Origin of the sequence: Pseudomonas sp. M5 (genome assembly GCF_016907075.1) — a bacterium.
In the GTDB taxonomy this organism is placed as follows: domain Bacteria; phylum Pseudomonadota; class Gammaproteobacteria; order Pseudomonadales; family Pseudomonadaceae; genus Aquipseudomonas; species Aquipseudomonas putida_E.
In genome coordinates this window covers 2,842,548-2,858,991 of the sequence record NZ_JAFBBH010000001.1, presented here as the reverse complement: position 1 = coordinate 2,858,991, position 16,444 = coordinate 2,842,548, and the positions used below count along the sequence as shown (strand labels likewise).

Here is a 16,444-nt window from a genome sequence, read left to right as displayed (position 1 = left end):
GGGCGACCGCACCGCGGTTGCGCACTATAAGGCCGTATACCCGAAACGGGCTAGCATGCCTGTCATTATGGCAAAGTGCCAGCCCTGCTATCGGGTGCCGATGGTCGCGATGAAACCTGCCCGTTCGGCAATGCCTTGCTTGCTGTGCGAGAATGCCGCCCGCTTCAATGACAACGCATCGGAGATGTTCGGTTTTGGTTACTCACTTTTCCACCAATGGCCTCGATTCCGCCTGTGGGCGCAGCAGTCAGACCCTTGTCAGCACTGCCGTGACCGAGGATGTATCCTGCAAGTCGTGCCAGCGTTCGCTGGTCAAACCTGAGGCCTCGGCCTCGAAAGCCAAGGCGCCGTCGCTGGCCGAGCTGCGCAAGACCGCCAAGGCGGCAGTAGCCCCGGTCGAAGCTGGGGCTGAGGCTGCAGTGAAACCGGCCAGCAAGGCCGTGAACAAACCTGCCGCCAAGCCGGCCAAGGCTGCCGAGCAGCCTGCCCGCCAGGGTGGTTTCAGCGTGAAATCTGCCTGGGCCGCGCGCCTGGCCGGGCAGGGCGACCGTTGCCGGTTGCCGCGGGGCAAGGCAAAGCAGCGTCACGTCTGATCTGTGTGGGGCCAGCACCGGCCTCACCGCCGCCAATGGGCCGCACAGCGGCCCTGTTGACCCCACCATCCGACCACCCTGTGCAACGCGGCGCGTTGGCGTAGAATGGTCGACTTTGTTCAATGACACCCCGTAAACACATCCGCCTGGCCACCTGGCCGGGGCGATCGTCGATGTCTTTACCTATCTGATTAGAGGGCTTGGTTTTGGCTCAATACGTCTACACCATGCATCGGCTGAGCAAGGTCGTGCCGCCGAAGCGGGAAATTCTCAAGAACATTTCCCTGTCGTTCTTCCCGGGCGCCAAGATCGGCGTACTCGGCCTGAACGGCGCGGGTAAATCGACCCTGCTGCGGATCATGGCGGGCGTCGACAAGGAATTCGACGGCGAAGCCCGTCCGATGCCCGACATCAACGTCGGCTACCTGCCCCAGGAGCCGCAGCTGGACCCGAGCAAGACCGTACGCGAAGTGGTCGAAGAAGCGGTCAGCGTGATCAAGGACGCCCAGGCCCGCCTGGACGAGGTCTACGCTGCCTACGCCGAACCCGACGCCGACTTCGACAAGCTGGCCGCCGAGCAGGCCAAGCTCGAATCCATCCTGCAGGCTGCCGACGGCCACAACCTCGAGCGCCAGCTCGACGTCGCCGCCGACGCCCTGCGCCTGCCGGCCTGGGATGCCCGCATCGAACACCTGTCCGGTGGTGAGAAGCGCCGTGTGGCCCTGTGCCGTCTGCTGCTGTCGGCACCCGACATGCTGCTGCTCGACGAACCCACCAACCACCTGGACGCCGACTCGGTGGCCTGGCTGGAGCGCTTCCTGCACGACTTCCCGGGCACCGTGGTAGCGATTACCCACGACCGTTACTTCCTCGATAACGTCGCAGGCTGGATCCTCGAACTGGACCGCGGCGCCGGCATCCCATACGAAGGCAACTACTCGGGCTGGCTGGAGGCCAAGTCGGACCGTCTGGCGCAGGAATCCAAGCAGCAGAGCGCCCACGAGAAGGCCATGAAAGAGGAACTGGAGTGGGTGCGCAAAGGCGCCAAGGCCCGCCAGTCCAAATCCAAGGCCCGTCTGCAGCGCTTTGAAGAGATGCAGTCGCAGGAATTCCAGAAGCGCAGCGAAACCAACGAGATCTACATCCCGGCTGGCCCGCGCCTGGGCGACAAGGTCATCGAGTTCAAGAACGTCTCCAAAGGCTATGGCGACCGCGTGCTGATCGACAACCTGTCGTTCGCCATGCCTAAAGGTGCCATCGTCGGCGTGATCGGTGGTAACGGTGCCGGTAAGTCGACCCTGTTCCGCATGCTGATGGGCAAGGAACAGCCGGACTCGGGCAGCATCGAGATCGGCGAAACCGTGCAACTGGCCTGTGTGGACCAGAGCCGCGAAGACCTGGACGGTGCCAAGACCGTGTTCCAGCAGATCTCCGATGGCTCCGACATGATCCGCATCGGCAACTACGAGATCCCGTCGCGCACCTACGTTGGCCGGTTCAACTTCAAGGGCGGCGACCAGCAGAAGTTCGTCAAGGACCTCTCCGGTGGTGAACGTGGCCGTCTGCACCTGGCCCTGACCCTGAAAGAGGGCGGCAACGTGCTGCTGCTCGACGAACCGTCCAACGACCTGGACGTCGAAACCCTGCGTTCGCTGGAGGAAGCCCTGCTGGACTTCCCGGGCGCCGCGATCGTGATTTCCCACGACCGTTGGTTCCTGGACCGTGTGGCTACCCACATCCTGGCGTACGAAGACGACTCGAACGTGGTGTTCTTCGAAGGTAACTACACCGAGTACGAAGCCGACCGCAAGAAGCGCCTGGGCGACGCCGCTGCCCAGCCGCACCGGGTACGGCACAAGAAGCTGGCCCAGTAAGCCGGTTTCCGATGCACAAGAATGGGGCCCTCAGGGGCCCCATTTTTGTGCCTGGCATGAAGTGGCCTGTCCCGCCAGGCGGGCTGATCGGCCATCGGAAGGCACCTTGTTTTGTATACACTTATATAAAACGCACCAAATAATTTCATAAAAACGACATTTCGCCCTATTCCAGTGCGATTGCTTCTTGGTACATTCCAGAAAAAACCAATAAGTCCAATCCCTCTTGGTGAGATGTCTACCCATGATCGAATCTGTCGACCATTTCCTCGAGCGCCTGAAGCAGCGCGACCCGGCCCAGCCCGAATTCCACCAGGCGGTGGAAGAAGTGCTGCGCAGCCTTTGGCCGTTCCTCGAAGCCAACCCACACTACCTGCAGGCCGGCATTCTCGAGCGCATGGTCGAACCCGAGCGCGCGGTGCTGTTCCGCGTGTCGTGGGTCGATGACCAAGGCAAGGTTCAGGTCAACCGCGGCTACCGCATCCAGATGAGCAGTGCCATCGGCCCCTACAAGGGCGGCCTGCGTTTCCACCCCTCGGTAAACCTGGGTGTGCTCAAGTTCCTGGCCTTCGAGCAGGTATTCAAGAACTCCCTCACCTCGTTGCCCATGGGCGGCGGCAAGGGCGGCTCGGACTTCGACCCCAAGGGCAAGAGCGACGCCGAAGTGATGCGCTTCTGCCAGGCCTTCATGAGCGAGCTGTACCGCCACATCGGCGCCGACCTGGACGTGCCTGCCGGTGATATCGGGGTGGGCGCCCGCGAGATCGGCTTCATGTTCGGCCAATACAAGCGCCTGGCCAACCAGTTCACTTCGGTGCTGACCGGCAAGGGCATGACCTACGGCGGCAGCCTGATCCGCCCTGAAGCCACCGGCTATGGCTGTGTGTACTTCGCCGAAGAAATGCTCAAGCGTCAGGGCCTGCGCATCGACGGTCGTCGGGTGGCAATTTCCGGTTCCGGCAACGTTGCCCAGTACGCTGCGCGCAAGGTCATGGACCTGGGCGGCAAGGTGATCTCGCTGTCCGACTCCGAAGGCACCCTTTACGCCGAAGCCGGCCTGACCGACGCCCAGTGGGACGCCGTGATGGCGCTGAAGAACGTCAAGCGTGGCCGCATCAGCGAACTGGCCGATCAGTTCGGCCTGGAGTTCCGCAAGGGGCAGACGCCATGGAGCCTGCCGTGCGACATCGCCCTGCCGTGTGCCACGCAGAACGAACTGGGCAGCGAAGACGCCCGCACCCTGCTGCGCAATGGCTGCATCTGCGTAGCGGAAGGTGCCAACATGCCGACCACGCTGGAGGCTGTGGATATCTTCCTGGAGGCTGGCATCCTGTACGCACCGGGCAAGGCATCCAACGCCGGCGGCGTGGCCGTTTCGGGCCTGGAGATGTCACAGAACGCCATGCGCCTGCTGTGGACCGCCGGTGAAGTGGACAGCAAGCTGCACCACATCATGCAGTCGATCCACCATGCTTGCGTGCACTACGGTGAAGAGGCCGATGGCAAGATCAACTACGTGAAAGGCGCCAATATCGCCGGCTTCGTCAAAGTCGCGGACGCCATGCTGGCCCAGGGCGTGGTCTGATTCGAAAGATTGGGGCCGCGCAGCGGCCCCTTTGTTTCAGGCCTCACCCACGATACCCATCACCTCGATCACCTGGTCCCCCGCCGGCCGCCGCCAAATCACTTCATCCCCAGGCCCTGCGCCCAGCAATGCCCGCCCCAATGGCGACCCCCAATTGATCAGCCCCCGGCTGGCATCGGCTTCATCCTCCCCAACCAGTTGCACGGTCTGTTCCTGCCCCTGCTCATCGGCAAACCGCACCCGGCTGCCAATCTGCACCTTGCTGGTCGAGGTGGCAGCTGGCACCACCTGCGCGCTCTGCACCCTGGCGCTGAAATAACGCAAGTCACGCTCGGCATCGGCCAGGCGTTGCTTGTCGCCCTGTTCGCCCAGGGCCTGCAGCTCGGCACGCAAGGCATTGAGTTCGGCCACGCGCTGCTGCAGCTGGCGCAGGCCATTGGTGGTGACGTAGTTGGGCTGGTCGCTGACGTGCCGCTCCACCGGCTGGTCGGCCTGGGCGGCGGCTTGGTCCTCGTTGACGAATGCGCGGCTCATAGGGACCTCCTTTTGCTCAAAACAGCGTGAAAGAGCCGGTGGGTTCACACTCGCCGGCCTTGATGCGGCCGTCGTAGGAGCGGCCTTGTGTCGCGAAAGGGCTGCGCAGCGGCCCCGGCATTACTTGCCACGCCATAGGCCTTGGGGCCGCTGCGCGCCCCTTTCGCGACACAAGGCCCCTCCTACGAAGAGCAGGGCGCGTCAGTAGTGATACCACTTCAGCTCCAGCATCACCTCATTCTGGGCAGTAGCCAGGTGGCTGAACTCCCGTGAGGCACTCAGCCTCAGCCCCAGGTTCTGGCTGATCTCCCACTGCTGGTTCAGGCTCACACTGCGCCGCACTTCGCCATTGGTGAAGTAATCGCCTTTGGCTTCCAGTGTCATGTTGCCCAGCCCGTTGCGCCACAGCAGCCCGCCATTGAACCCCGCCGCCGGGGCGATGAACTGGGCGAAGTCGTTATGGTGCTCGACCCGCACCGTGCCCAAGGCAAAGCCCAGCAGCCCATCGGCCAACTGCCAGGTGCCGCCGGCACCGCCGTTGACATGGCTCACCAGCACTTCGTCGTCATGCTTGCCCGGCACCCGCTCCAGGCCACCGGCGACCTGCCACGACCAAGGCTTGAGCAGTTCGTTGCGAGGGGTCAGCGAGCGAATGGTGGCCAAGTCCAGGCGTTGCACTTGCCAGTCGTTGCCTTCGTACTGGCGCACTTTGAGCTGCAGGATCTCGATCTGCGCGCCGAGCGGGAAGCCGTAGGCATTGTCGTTCAGGTCGTGATACGCCATGCGCAGCCCGTATTCGGCATAGGCGCGGTCTTCCCGGGTGCCGACGCCTAGCTGCCAGGTGCGTGAGTCGTGCCCGTCCTCGGGCAGGCCGGGGCGTTCAATTTGCAGGGGCGGTGGCGGGTTGCGGTTGATCGCCCGCAACAGCTCGAAGCTGCGCCGTGCCTGGCCGGGGTCGCGCTCCTGGCCGTTGGCTCGGTAACGTTCCAGGCGGTAGGCGGCATCCTGCACCAAGGCCTGGCGCTCGCGGGGCAGGGCGGTGAATGCCGGGCTCTGCAACTGCGCAGTGTCGGCACTGACGGCCAGCACCTGGCGCTTCTCATCGAGGTCCAGCGGTTCGGCCCGGGCCAACAACTCCCGTTCACGCGAGGGCCGGTAGGTCTCGCTGGCGACCATGCCCGACTGTTTCACGGCCTTGACCGTGTCGGTGGGGATCGCGGTCAGCGGGAACTGCGAGGTCAGGTCCAGGCTCGGCCGCGCCACCTGCAGCAGTTCCAGCAGGCGGTAGGAGCAGTTTTCGTCGAAGAAGAAGTAATCGAACTGGACCTGCTTGAGTTCCCACACATGCTCGACCATGCGCCCGGTTTCTTCCGGCGTGAGGTCCAGCTGGTACTCCCACAGGTCGCGGTTTTCCAGGCTGCGGTATTCCGACAGTTTTTCCTGGTAGGGCATCAGGGCAAACAGCCCGGGATAGCCGCCCATCAGGCCCTTCCAGGCGTATAGGATGCTGTTGTCGCTACCTTCGATATAGGCGCCGAAGTTGATGGCGTAACTCAGCAGCGTGGTGTCGTCGCTGCGCGTGTTGGACTGGTCGATGCGCAGCAGGGTATGGCCGAACATCGATGACGGGCTGTTCAGGTAGGCCGCCGGGAAGATCAGTGCCGCGCTGTGCGGGTCGACCGATTTGTACCAGGCCTTGAACTCCTGGCAGTCCGGCTGCGGCAAACCTTGCAGGCCCAGTTGCTCGGTCAGCCAGCGGGTGCGTGCGGGGAACACGCATTGGGCATGCTTGTCGCCCAGGCTGGCCGGGGCATACAGCGCTTGCACCGTAGCCCGCAGTTCCTGGTCCGGGTGGTGCGCACCGTCCTCGGCGAGGAAGAATTTGCGGTCGTCTACATAGCTGCGCCAGCCGCCGAGCTTGGCGGTTTCGTAATGGCCCAGGGCAATCCAGTAGGGGGTATTGGCCAGTTGCTGGAGACGGCCTTCATCCAGCGCAGGCGCGGCATGAACAGGGGCGCAGGCACACAGCGCCAGGTAAGCGAGGCGTTTGAGCATGTCGGGCAACTACTTCTTAACGATGCCGATAAAAAGGCGAAAACCCGCCCCGAGCGGGGCGGGAGCAGCTGCGCTTAGGCCTCGGTAGCGTACTTGGCCAGGCGTGGGTCGTTCTTCAGAACGGCCAGGGTGTTGCTGTGGACAGTTTCGGCATTCACGTCAGCGCTGCTGAAGATCTGGTTGAAGTGCTGGTGGGTGACCGAGTTGAAGTAGCCGCGGTCTTCCGGCGCCACACCCAGTACCACCGCGTAGGTGGTGAGTGCTTCGCCCTGGCCCATGGCCATGTCTTCGGACAGTTCGTTCATCATGCCATTCATGGCGAACCAGGACTTGCCGCCATAGGTCAGCGAGGCCTTGGTGGAGCAGCCGTTGGTGCCGGAGGTCATGCCGAAGGTGGCGTTACCGGACGTACCGTTGGTGGTGGATGCCAGGAAGTGAGCCGGCGTGCCGCGCTGGCCTTCGAACAGCATGTTGCCCCAGCCGCAGTTCGGGCCGCCTGGCGCTTCGGCCATGGCATTGAGTGAGACTACGGTGAACAGAGTACCCAGAAGAATCCGTTTCATAGCATTTGTTCTCTATTTGTCTTAACCAAGGGTCAGGGTTGCTGGCAACTCGGTTGCCAGGTCGGGAAAGCTTTTCACCCACCCGCGCAGCTTGGAGTTTAGGCACGATCTAAAGGTTGCGTCGTTGATTGCGAAAAATTTGCTTGAGTCGCTAATCGATACTGCGACATAAAGTCCCGCTGAGCCTTGCAAGGCGCGCGCGGGCAGCGCCAGAATGCTGCGTATCTGCCCCGCCGAAGTAAGGAAACCCAATGCCCGATCCCGTCGCTGCGCGCCTGCGTCTCGCGCCTGAAGCTTTGACCAGGCGTTTTTCCCCCGAGCAGTTTGCCTTTGCCAATACCGACGATCTGGAGCCGTTTCGCGGAGTCCTGGGCCAGGAACGTGCTGTCGAGGCCCTGCAGTTCGGCGTGGCCATGCCACGCCCTGGTTACAACGTGTATGTGATGGGCGAGCCCGGCACCGGGCGCTTCTCGTTCGTCAAGCGCTACCTCAAGGCCGAGGGCAAGCGCCAGCAGACCCCGGCCGACTGGGTCTACGTCAACCACTTCGATGACACCCGCGAGCCACGGGCACTGGAGCTGCCGTCGGGCAGCGCCGCAGAATTCATCAGCGACATGGGCGGCCTGATCGACAACCTGCTGGCGACCTTCCCGGCGGTGTTCGAGCACCCGTCCTACCAGCAGAAGAAGGGCGCCATCGACCGCGCCTTCAACCAGCGTTACGACCGCGCCCTGGATGTCATCGAGCGCGCCTCGCTGGAAAAGGACGTGGCCCTGTATCGCGACGCCAGCAATGTCGCCTTCACCCCGATGGCCGACGGCAAGGCCCTGGACGAAGCCGAATTCGCCCAGCTGCCGGAAGAGGTCCGCGAGCAGTTTCACGAGGACATCGCCTTCCTTGAGGAGCGCCTCAACGAAGAACTGGCCAGCCTGCCACAGTGGAAGCGCGAGTCGAACAACCACCTGCGCCAGCTCAACGAAGAAACCATTACCCTGGCCCTGCAGCCATTGCTGGCGCCGCTGTCGGAAAAGTACGCCGAGAACGCCGCGGTGTGCGCCTACCTGCAATCGGTGCAGTTGAACCTGCTGCGTACCGTGGTCGAGCAACTGGTCGATGACAGCAAGACCGACGCCGTGGCGCGCAAGCTGCTCGAAGAGCAGTACGCCCCAAGCCTGGTGGTCGGCCACCACGCCGTCGGTGGCGCCCCTGTGGTGTTCGAACCGCACCCGACTTACGACAACCTGTTCGGGCGGATCGAATACAGCACCGACCAAGGGGCGCTGTACACCTCCTACCGCCAACTGCGCCCAGGCGCGCTGCACCGTGCCAACGGTGGCTTCCTGATCCTTGAAGCGGAGAAGATGCTCGGCGAGCCGTTCGTCTGGGATGCGCTCAAGCGCGCCCTGCAGTCGCGCAAGTTGAAGATGGAGTCGCCGATCGGTGAGCTGGGCCGTGTCGCCAGCGTCAGCCTGACGCCGCAGATGATCCCGCTCAACGTCAAGCTGGTGATCATCGGCTCGCGTCAGCTGTACTACGCGTTGCAGGACCACGACCCGGACTTCCAGGAGATGTTCCGGGTGCTGGTGGATTTCGACGAAGACATGCCGATGGTCGACGAGAACCTCGAGCAGTTCGCCCAGCTGTTGCGCACCCGCACCAACGAGGAGGGCATGGCGCCGCTGACCAGCGATGCGGTGGCGCGCCTGGCCACCTACAGTGCGCGCCTGGCGGAAAACCAGTCGCGCCTGTCGGCGCGTATCGGTGACCTGTTCCAGCTGGTCAGCGAGGCCGATTTCATCCGCCAGCTGGCCAGTGACGAGATGACTGACGCCGGGCATATCGAGCGTGCGCTCAAGGCCAAGGCCACCCGCACCGGGCGCGTTTCGCAGCGCGTGCTCGACGACATGCTCGCCGGCATCATTCTGATCGACACCGAAGGCGCCGCTATCGGCAAGTGCAACGGCCTGACCGTGCTGGAGGTCGGCGACTCGGCGTTCGGCATGCCAGCGCGCATTTCCGCCACCGTCTACCCGGGCGGCAGCGGCATCGTCGACATCGAACGCGAGGTCAACCTGGGCCAGCCGATCCACTCCAAGGGGGTGATGATCCTCACCGGTTACCTGGGCAGCCGCTATGCCCAGGAATTCCCCTTGGCGATTTCCGCGAGCATCGCCCTGGAGCAGTCCTACGGCTATGTGGACGGTGACAGTGCCTCGCTGGGTGAGGCCTGCACGCTGATCTCGGCACTGTCGCGCACCCCGCTCAAGCAGTGCTTCGCGATCACCGGCTCGATCAATCAGTTTGGTGAAGTGCAGGCGGTGGGTGGGGTCAACGAGAAGATCGAAGGCTTCTTCCGCCTGTGTGAGGCCCGTGGCCTGACGGGCGAGCAGGGGGTAATCATCCCGCGTGCCAATGTGGCGACATTGATGCTCGATGAGCGTGTGCTGCAGGCGGTCGAGAACGGCGTGTTCCACGTGTATGCGGTCAGCCAGGCTGACGAGGCGCTGAGCCTGCTGGTGGGTGAGGACGCCGGGGAGCAGGACGAGCAGGGCCAGTTCACCGAAGGCAGCGTCAACGCCCGGGTGGTCGAGCGCTTGCGCGAGATCGCCGAGATGATCAGCGAGGAAGACATCGAGAAGGCGGAAAAGGAACGCCTGGAAGAGGTGATTGCCCAGGCCAAGCCGGCCTGAGTCAATAAATCGGCGCTAGCGGCCATGTGCTACCGTTCAGCGCCGGTTTTCCATCTTTTTGCGCCGCTATTCTATGCTGGAACTTAGGACGGTATCAGGGTTCAGGATGGAAACAGCCCGAACGTTTCGAGCTGAATACGGCTTATTGGAGGGGGACGCGGCCATGCGCAACCTCTGCCTCACTCGCCAGTGCCTGGGCCTGGTGACGCGTATCGAATGCAGCATTCGCCCGCTGGCCGGTGATAACGGCATGTGGACCTTGCTGTTCGCTGCCGGCATGGCCGGTGAACAACCCTCAGCCATCAAGGCCCAAGGGCCGTTCCATGGGCCGTTGGTGGCCGAGTCGGTGCTCAACGCCATTGTCGACAGCCTGACCCTGCATGGGTACCAGGTGGCCGAGGATCCGCAGATCTGGTGCCTGCACCTGCAGGCGCAGTTGCGCCGGATCAACGGTGAACGTTGTCGCAACCTGGGGGATTACCAGTTCCATCCTGAAACCTGAGCGCCTCTTCTGGCCCAATCGCCGGCAAGCCCGCTCGCACTGGGGCCTCACTGCTTACCAAGGCAGTGGTGTACCTGAGGTAGCCGGCTGGTCGGCGGTTGTGCTGCACGGCAGCCCCCTTCAGGCCGGGCTTTTGCTGTAACAGGTGGCTGGCTATACTCGGCGTCGCTTTTTTAGTCACCTGACGAGTCCCAACCCTCCATGGAACGTATTCTCGAAAACGCGATGTATGCCTCGCGCTGGCTGCTCGCCCCCATCTACTTCGGCCTGTCCCTCGGCCTGTTGGCCTTGGCGCTGAAGTTTTTCCAAGAAGTCATCCACGTCCTGCCCAACGTCTTTGCCCTGAGCGAAGCCGACCTGATCCTGGTGATCCTGTCGCTGATCGACATGTCGCTGGTGGGCGGCCTGCTGGTCATGGTGATGATCTCCGGCTACGAGAACTTCGTCTCGCAGCTGGACATCGACGACAGCAAGGAGAAGCTCAACTGGCTGGGCAAGATGGACTCTTCGTCGCTGAAGATGAAGGTCGCCGCCTCGATCGTGGCCATTTCCTCCATCCACCTGCTGCGGGTGTTCATGGACGCGCAGAACATTTCTACCGACTACCTGATGTGGTACGTGATCATCCACATGACCTTCGTGGTGTCGGCGTTCTGCATGGGCTACCTGGACAAAGTCACCAAGCACTGAGTGCTTTCGGGCCCCATCGCCGGCGTACCGGTGCTGGGGCCAGCGCGGCCCAACTGACGAGCGGCGTCAGCAATGCCTTGTGTATTCCCAGGTCCTGTACGAAAAATGAGCACTCATGCCTGGTTCCAGCAGCGAGGTGCTCTCATGAACCTGCATCAGCTCAATACCGAGGCCAGGGCCGGCCATGTCGACGAAGTGAACCTGATCGCCATCGAAGGTGGTGATTATCTGCTCGAGGCCCGCATCAAGGGCCACGCCCACCCCCTTGCCGATACCCGCGGTGAACGCCTGCGCGTGCACTCGGTGGAAGACGCCCGCAAGTTGCTGCAAGCCATCCCGATGGTCTCGATGAACCTGGTGCACTGGTCTGTGCAGGACGAAATGTGCGGCATGGGTTCGCACCCCGAAGAAGACCTCAAGGTACCCATTTCCCAGCGTTCGGCCTGGTAGCTGCTTGCAGCTTCCCAGTGTGCTAGGCTGCTCGCCCTTTTCATCAAGGGCGCGGCTGCACTGCGCCCTGCAGTGGAGCACGACAATGTCCGAACTCAACCTGTCCACCGACGAAACCCGCGTAAGCTACGGCATCGGCCGTCAGCTGGGCGGCCAGCTGCGCGACAACCCGCCACCTGGCGTCAACCTGGAAGCGATCGTGGCCGGCCTGACCGACGCCTTCAACGGTGCCGACAGCCGCGTCAGCGAAGCCGACCTGTCGGCCAGCTTCAAGGTCATCCGTGACGTGATGCAAGCAGAAGCTGCTGCCAAGGCTGAAGCCGCGGCTGCCACCGGCAAGGAATTCCTGGCCGAAAATGCCAAGCGTGAAGGCATCACCACCCTCGCTTCGGGCCTGCAGTTCGAAGTGCTGACCGCTGGCGAAGGCGCCAAGCCGACCCGCGAAAGCAACGTGCGTACCCACTACCACGGCACGCTGATCGACGGCACCGTGTTCGACAGCTCCTACGAGCGTGGCCAGCCGGCTGAATTCCCGGTCGGTGGCGTGATCGCTGGCTGGACCGAAGCCCTGCAGCTGATGAACGCTGGCAGCAAATGGCGCCTGTATGTGCCGAGCGAGCTGGCCTACGGCGCCCAAGGCGTTGGCAGCATCCCGCCGCACAGCGTGCTGGTATTCGACGTCGAGCTGCTCGACGTTCTGTAATGCCTCTGGGGCCGCTTTGCGGCCCATTCGCGACACAAGGCCGCTCCTACAGGCCCATGATGCTCTTGGAGCGGCCTTGTGTCGCGAACGAGGGCAAAGCCCTCGCTATGCCGATCAATTCCAGTCTGTTCCCACCGGGCGCAATGCCCGCGCATAGCAAAACAGGAACAGATTGCGCACCAGCTCCTTGAGCACCACCGGTTCACTCGAATTCAGCCCGCTCATGTCCAGGTCGCCCTGGTCACGCAGCTCGTCGAGCGCTTCTTCTTCGAGCATGGCGCACACTTCGCCGGTTTCGCGATGCAGGATGCGCAGGTAAGGGTGGGGGCGGTCCAGCCAGGCGTCGATCAGATAAGTCATGGCTATTCTCCTTGGATAGCAGTCCAATGAGAATAATTCTTATTATCAAAATAGCAAGAGACTATTGGCTGTTTTTTATGTAATCAGACCTTGCGCACGAATTCCGACTTCAGCTTCATGGCGCCAATGCCGTCGATCTTGCAGTCGATGTCGTGGTCGCCGTCGCACAGACGGATGTTCTTGACCTTGGTGCCGACCTTGACCACCAGGGAGGAGCCCTTGACCTTGAGGTCCTTGATCACGGTGACGGTGTCGCCGTCCTGCAGCACGTTGCCCACCGAATCCTTTTTCACCACGTCATCGCTGCCGGCATCGGCTTCGCCGTTGGCCGACCACTCGTGGGCGCATTCGGGGCAGATCAGCTGGGTGCCATCCTCGTAGGTGTATTCAGAATTGCATTTGGGGCAGGGCGGCAAAGTGCTCACTTCGGTTCCTTAAACAGACAGACGGTTAAAGGCCCATATTGTATAAGGTTTTAACGGGGAAGTGTTTTTGTCCGTACAAATGCATCGCGGGCAAGCCTGCTCCTCTGGAACCACGCGGATCCTGTGGAGCGGGCTTGCCCGCGAAGAGGGTGGCGCGATCTTAGTGTGTGCGCGCTACCGCAAACTCACTCAGCTCGACCAGTGCATCCCGGTATTGGCTGGCCGGCAGCACTTCCAGGCACTCAATGGCCCGCTTCACGTAATCACGTGCCAGCTGCGCGGTGTAGTCCAGCGCACCCGAAGCTTCGACCGCCACGCGGATCTGCTCCAGGTCTTCCAGGCCACCCTTCTGGATCGCCTTGCGCACCAGTGCAGCCTGCTCTGGCGTGCCTTCACGCATGGTGTAGATCAGCGGCAGGGTTGGCTTGCCTTCGGCCAGGTCGTCGCCGACGTTCTTGCCTAGGGTCTGCGAATCGCCTTTGTAGTCCAGCAGGTCGTCGACCAGTTGGAAGGCCACGCCCAGGTGGTCGCCGAAGGTGCGCAGGGCCTCGCGCTGCTCGTCGGTGGCACCGGCCAGCGCGGCGGCGCTGTGGGTCGAGGCCTCGAACAGCATGGCGGTCTTGCCGCGGATGACCTCCATGTACACCTCTTCGGTGGTGCTGGCATCGCGCACGCGCGACAGCTGCAGCACTTCGCCTTCGGCGATCACCCGGGTGGCCTTGGAGAGGATCTGCATGACCGGCATGGAGCCCAGCTCGACCATCATTTCGAACGAGCGCGAATAAAGGAAGTCGCCCACCAGCACGCTCGGTGCGTTGCCCCACAGGGCATTGGCGGTGGAGCGGCCGCGGCGCATGCCGGACATGTCGACCACATCGTCGTGCAGCAGGGTGGCGGTGTGCAGGAACTCGATGGTTGCGGCCAGCAGGCGCAGGTCGTCACCCTCGCGGCCCAGGGCCTTGCCACACAGCAGCACCAGCAGGGGGCGCAGGCGCTTGCCGCCGGCCGACGTGATATAGTCGCCGATCTTCGATACCAGCGGCACGCGCGAGGTCAGCTGCTTCTTGATGATCTCGTCGACGGCGCTGAAATCGTCAGCTACCGCGCGGTAGAAGGTTTGGGGTTGCATCGGCTGCTCCAGTGAGGTTGCGCGGCATGCTAGGTCGCGGGTCCCGGTGTGTCAAGGCGCGCCGCCCGGTGAGCAGGGCCGGTACTTGCAAGCAAAACCCGGGTTGCGTACAATCGCGCACCCTAACTTCCTGGGCAGCACCTGCCTTACGCAATTGCGCCGGGCCGTTCCAGCCCTGTGCAGCCATGCCAGCCAATACTCATCATATAAAGCGCTGGGTGAGCAGGATTATCGGAGAAATACCCATGTCTTACGCAGTAATCGTTACCGGCGGCAAGCAGTACAAAGTCGCTGAAGGTGAATTCCTCAAAATCGAAAAGCTGGAAATCGCCACTGGCGAATCCGTGACTTTCGATCGCGTTCTGCTGGTTGCCAACGGTGAAGAAGTCACCATCGGCGCTCCAGTCGTCGCTGGCGCTAAAGTTGTTGCCGAAGTCGTTTCGCAAGGCCGTCACGATAAAGTACGCATCATCAAGTTCCGTCGTCGTAAGCACCACATGAAGCGTATGGGCCACCGCCAGTGGTTCACCGAGATCAAAATCACCGGTATCCAGGCTTAATCGCTCAGATCCCCTGAATTTATTTGGAGAATTGAACCATGGCTCACAAGAAGGCTGGTGGTAGTACTCGTAACGGTCGCGACTCAGAATCGAAACGCCTTGGCGTGAAGATGTATGGCAGCCAGGTCGTCAAGGCCGGCAACATCATCGTCCGTCAGCGCGGCACCCAGTTCCACGCCGGCTACGGCGTTGGCATGGGCAAGGATCACACCCTGTTCGCCAAGATCGAAGGCGTGATCAAGTTCGAGAAGAAAGGCGAGTTCAACCGCCGTTACGTGAGCATCGTCGCCGCTTAATCGCGACGTCGCTCCAGAAGCCCCGTCATGCGACGGGGCTTTTTCGTTTGTGGTGAGCCTCTTGCAAAGCTGTTTGTATGGGCTGCCGGCGTGGGTTTCTTCGGTCGTACGGGGTCGCCGCGCTCATTTTTGCAAGAGCCTCAGGTTTTTTAGTATTCAGCTCGTCGGAAGGCGAGAGGCGGTTTTTGAATGAAGTTTGTTGACGAAGTATCCATCCGGGTCAAGGCCGGTGATGGCGGTAACGGTTGCATGAGCTTCCGCCGCGAGAAGTTCATCGAGAACGGTGGCCCCAACGGGGGTGACGGTGGCGATGGCGGCTCGGTGTACATGGTGGCCGACGAAAACCTCAACACCCTGGTTGACTACCGCTACACCCGTCACCACGAAGCCCAGCGCGGCGCCAACGGTGGCAGCACCGATTGCACCGGCAAGAAGGGTGAGGACCTGTTCCTGCGTGTGCCGGTCGGTACCACGGTGATCGACGCTTCCACCCAGGAAGTGATCGGTGACCTGGTCACCCCTGGCCAGAAGCTGATGGTCGCCCAAGGCGGCTGGCACGGTCTGGGTAACACCCGTTTCAAATCCAGCACCAACCGTGCGCCGCGCCAGACCACCCCAGGCAAGCCGGGTGACCAGCGCGACCTGAAGATGGAGCTGAAAGTCCTGGCCGACGTGGGCCTGCTGGGCCTGCCGAATGCCGGCAAGAGCACCTTCATCCGTTCGGTGTCGGCCGCCAAGCCGAAGGTTGCCGACTACCCGTTCACCACCCTGGTGCCGAACCTGGGCGTGGTCAGCGTCGACCGCTGGAAGAGCTTCGTCGTCGCTGACATCCCTGGCCTGATCGAAGGCGCATCCGACGGTGCCGGCCTGGGTATCCGCTTCCTCAAGCACCTGGCGCGTACCCGCGTGCTGCTGCACCTGGTCGACCTGGCGCCGCTGGACGGTAGCAGCCCGGCCGATGCCGCTGAAGTGATCATCAACGAGCTGACCCGCTTCAGCCCGTCGCTGACCGACCGTGAGCGCTGGCTGGTGCTGAACAAGGCGGACATGCTGATGGACGACGAGCGCGACGAGCGCGTCAAGGAAGTGGTCGAGCGTCTGCAGTGGGAAGGCCCGGTCTACGTGATCTCGGCCATCGCCAAGCAGGGCACCGAGCAACTCACTCATGACCTGATGCGCTACATCGAAGACCGTGCCGATCGCCTGGCCAATGACCCGGCCTACGCTGAAGAGCTGGCCGACCTAGACCAGCGCATCGAAGACGAAGCCCGCGCCCAGCTGCAGGCCCTGGACGACGCCCGTACCCTGCGTCGTACCGGCGTCAAGAGCGTGCATGACATCGGCGACGATGACGCGTGGGACGATGATTTCGAGGACGACGAAGACGGCCCGGAAATCATTTACGTGCGCGACTGACCGGTTGCAGTACACTAAA

The 16,444-nt window shown here is 62.5% G+C and carries 17 protein-coding genes; 11 read left to right on the top strand and 6 right to left on the bottom strand.

From position 1 onward, the window contains the following. Positions 1-194: 194 nt before the first annotated feature. From JOE27_RS13050 to gdhA, 3 genes are all read left to right on the top strand, one after another. Positions 195-593, top strand: coding sequence for a hypothetical protein (locus JOE27_RS13050; RefSeq protein WP_046784618.1), 399 nt, complete (start codon positions 195-197; stop codon positions 591-593). A 206-nt stretch (positions 594-799) separates the two neighbouring features. After that, positions 800-2,467 (top strand): energy-dependent translational throttle protein EttA, encoded by a 1,668-nt coding sequence (ettA, locus tag JOE27_RS13045; RefSeq protein WP_012316311.1) that lies wholly within the window; start codon positions 800-802, stop codon positions 2,465-2,467. 244 nt (positions 2,468-2,711) lie between these two features. Continuing rightward, on the top strand, positions 2,712-4,052 hold the full coding sequence (gdhA, locus tag JOE27_RS13040; RefSeq protein ID WP_046784598.1) for an NADP-specific glutamate dehydrogenase: 1,341 nt from the start codon (positions 2,712-2,714) through the stop codon (positions 4,050-4,052). 36 nt (positions 4,053-4,088) lie between these two features. Here gdhA and JOE27_RS13035 read toward each other — a convergent pair whose 3' ends face one another. The 3 genes from JOE27_RS13035 to JOE27_RS13025 all read right to left on the bottom strand — a co-directional run bounded on the left by JOE27_RS13035 (position 4,089) and on the right by JOE27_RS13025 (position 7,204). Then, positions 4,089-4,586, bottom strand: a complete 498-nt coding sequence (locus JOE27_RS13035) for a GreA/GreB family elongation factor (protein ID WP_119687790.1) — start codon at positions 4,584-4,586, stop codon at positions 4,089-4,091. A gap of 201 nt (positions 4,587-4,787) precedes the next feature. Continuing rightward, a complete protein-coding gene (locus JOE27_RS13030) occupies positions 4,788-6,641 on the bottom strand; it encodes a DUF4105 domain-containing protein (RefSeq protein WP_046784596.1) in 1,854 nt (617 codons plus the stop codon). Between the two features lie 74 nt (positions 6,642-6,715). Next, positions 6,716-7,204, bottom strand: coding sequence for a DUF3015 domain-containing protein (locus JOE27_RS13025; protein WP_012316307.1), 489 nt, complete (start codon positions 7,202-7,204; stop codon positions 6,716-6,718). 251 nt (positions 7,205-7,455) lie between these two features. On the opposite strand from JOE27_RS13025, the gene JOE27_RS13020 reads away from it, so the two are divergent. The 5 genes from JOE27_RS13020 to JOE27_RS13000 all read left to right on the top strand — a co-directional run bounded on the left by JOE27_RS13020 (position 7,456) and on the right by JOE27_RS13000 (position 12,239). Further along, complete coding sequence (locus tag JOE27_RS13020; protein ID WP_046784595.1) at positions 7,456-9,894, top strand: ATP-binding protein; 2,439 nt, start codon at positions 7,456-7,458, stop codon at positions 9,892-9,894. A gap of 163 nt (positions 9,895-10,057) precedes the next feature. Further along, complete coding sequence (locus JOE27_RS13015; RefSeq protein WP_012316305.1) at positions 10,058-10,396, top strand: hypothetical protein; 339 nt, start codon at positions 10,058-10,060, stop codon at positions 10,394-10,396. Between the two features lie 201 nt (positions 10,397-10,597). Beyond that, positions 10,598-11,086: a TIGR00645 family protein gene (locus JOE27_RS13010; RefSeq protein ID WP_012316304.1), complete on the top strand. Its 489-nt coding sequence runs from the start codon at positions 10,598-10,600 to the stop codon at positions 11,084-11,086. 144 nt (positions 11,087-11,230) lie between these two features. Next, the gene (locus JOE27_RS13005; protein WP_046784593.1) at positions 11,231-11,536 is read left to right on the top strand and encodes a DUF6482 family protein; all 306 of its coding nucleotides are present in this window, start codon (positions 11,231-11,233) and stop codon (positions 11,534-11,536) included. Between the two features lie 85 nt (positions 11,537-11,621). Next, the gene (locus JOE27_RS13000) at positions 11,622-12,239 is read left to right on the top strand and encodes an FKBP-type peptidyl-prolyl cis-trans isomerase (RefSeq protein ID WP_012316302.1); all 618 of its coding nucleotides are present in this window, start codon (positions 11,622-11,624) and stop codon (positions 12,237-12,239) included. A 114-nt stretch (positions 12,240-12,353) separates the two neighbouring features. Here JOE27_RS13000 and JOE27_RS12995 read toward each other — a convergent pair whose 3' ends face one another. The 3 genes from JOE27_RS12995 to JOE27_RS12985 all read right to left on the bottom strand — a co-directional run bounded on the left by JOE27_RS12995 (position 12,354) and on the right by JOE27_RS12985 (position 14,153). Further along, positions 12,354-12,599, bottom strand: a complete 246-nt coding sequence (locus JOE27_RS12995; protein WP_039603155.1) for a hypothetical protein — start codon at positions 12,597-12,599, stop codon at positions 12,354-12,356. A gap of 83 nt (positions 12,600-12,682) precedes the next feature. After that, the gene (locus JOE27_RS12990) at positions 12,683-13,024 is read right to left on the bottom strand and encodes a zinc ribbon domain-containing protein YjdM (RefSeq protein ID WP_012316300.1); all 342 of its coding nucleotides are present in this window, start codon (positions 13,022-13,024) and stop codon (positions 12,683-12,685) included. Between the two features lie 160 nt (positions 13,025-13,184). Further along, positions 13,185-14,153, bottom strand: a complete 969-nt coding sequence (locus JOE27_RS12985; protein ID WP_039603156.1) for a polyprenyl synthetase family protein — start codon at positions 14,151-14,153, stop codon at positions 13,185-13,187. A 245-nt stretch (positions 14,154-14,398) separates the two neighbouring features. Between JOE27_RS12985 and rplU the strand changes: the two genes are divergently transcribed. The 3 genes from rplU (at position 14,399) to cgtA (ending at position 16,425) form a co-directional block, all read left to right on the top strand. Beyond that, entirely contained in the window at positions 14,399-14,713 is a 315-nt protein-coding gene (gene rplU, locus JOE27_RS12980) for a 50S ribosomal protein L21 (protein WP_008092021.1), read from the top strand. A gap of 38 nt (positions 14,714-14,751) precedes the next feature. Continuing rightward, a complete protein-coding gene (gene rpmA / locus JOE27_RS12975; protein ID WP_008092023.1) occupies positions 14,752-15,009 on the top strand; it encodes a 50S ribosomal protein L27 in 258 nt (85 codons plus the stop codon). 189 nt (positions 15,010-15,198) lie between these two features. Next, positions 15,199-16,425, top strand: a complete 1,227-nt coding sequence (gene cgtA, locus JOE27_RS12970) for an Obg family GTPase CgtA (protein ID WP_046784592.1) — start codon at positions 15,199-15,201, stop codon at positions 16,423-16,425. Positions 16,426-16,444 lie beyond the last annotated feature (19 nt).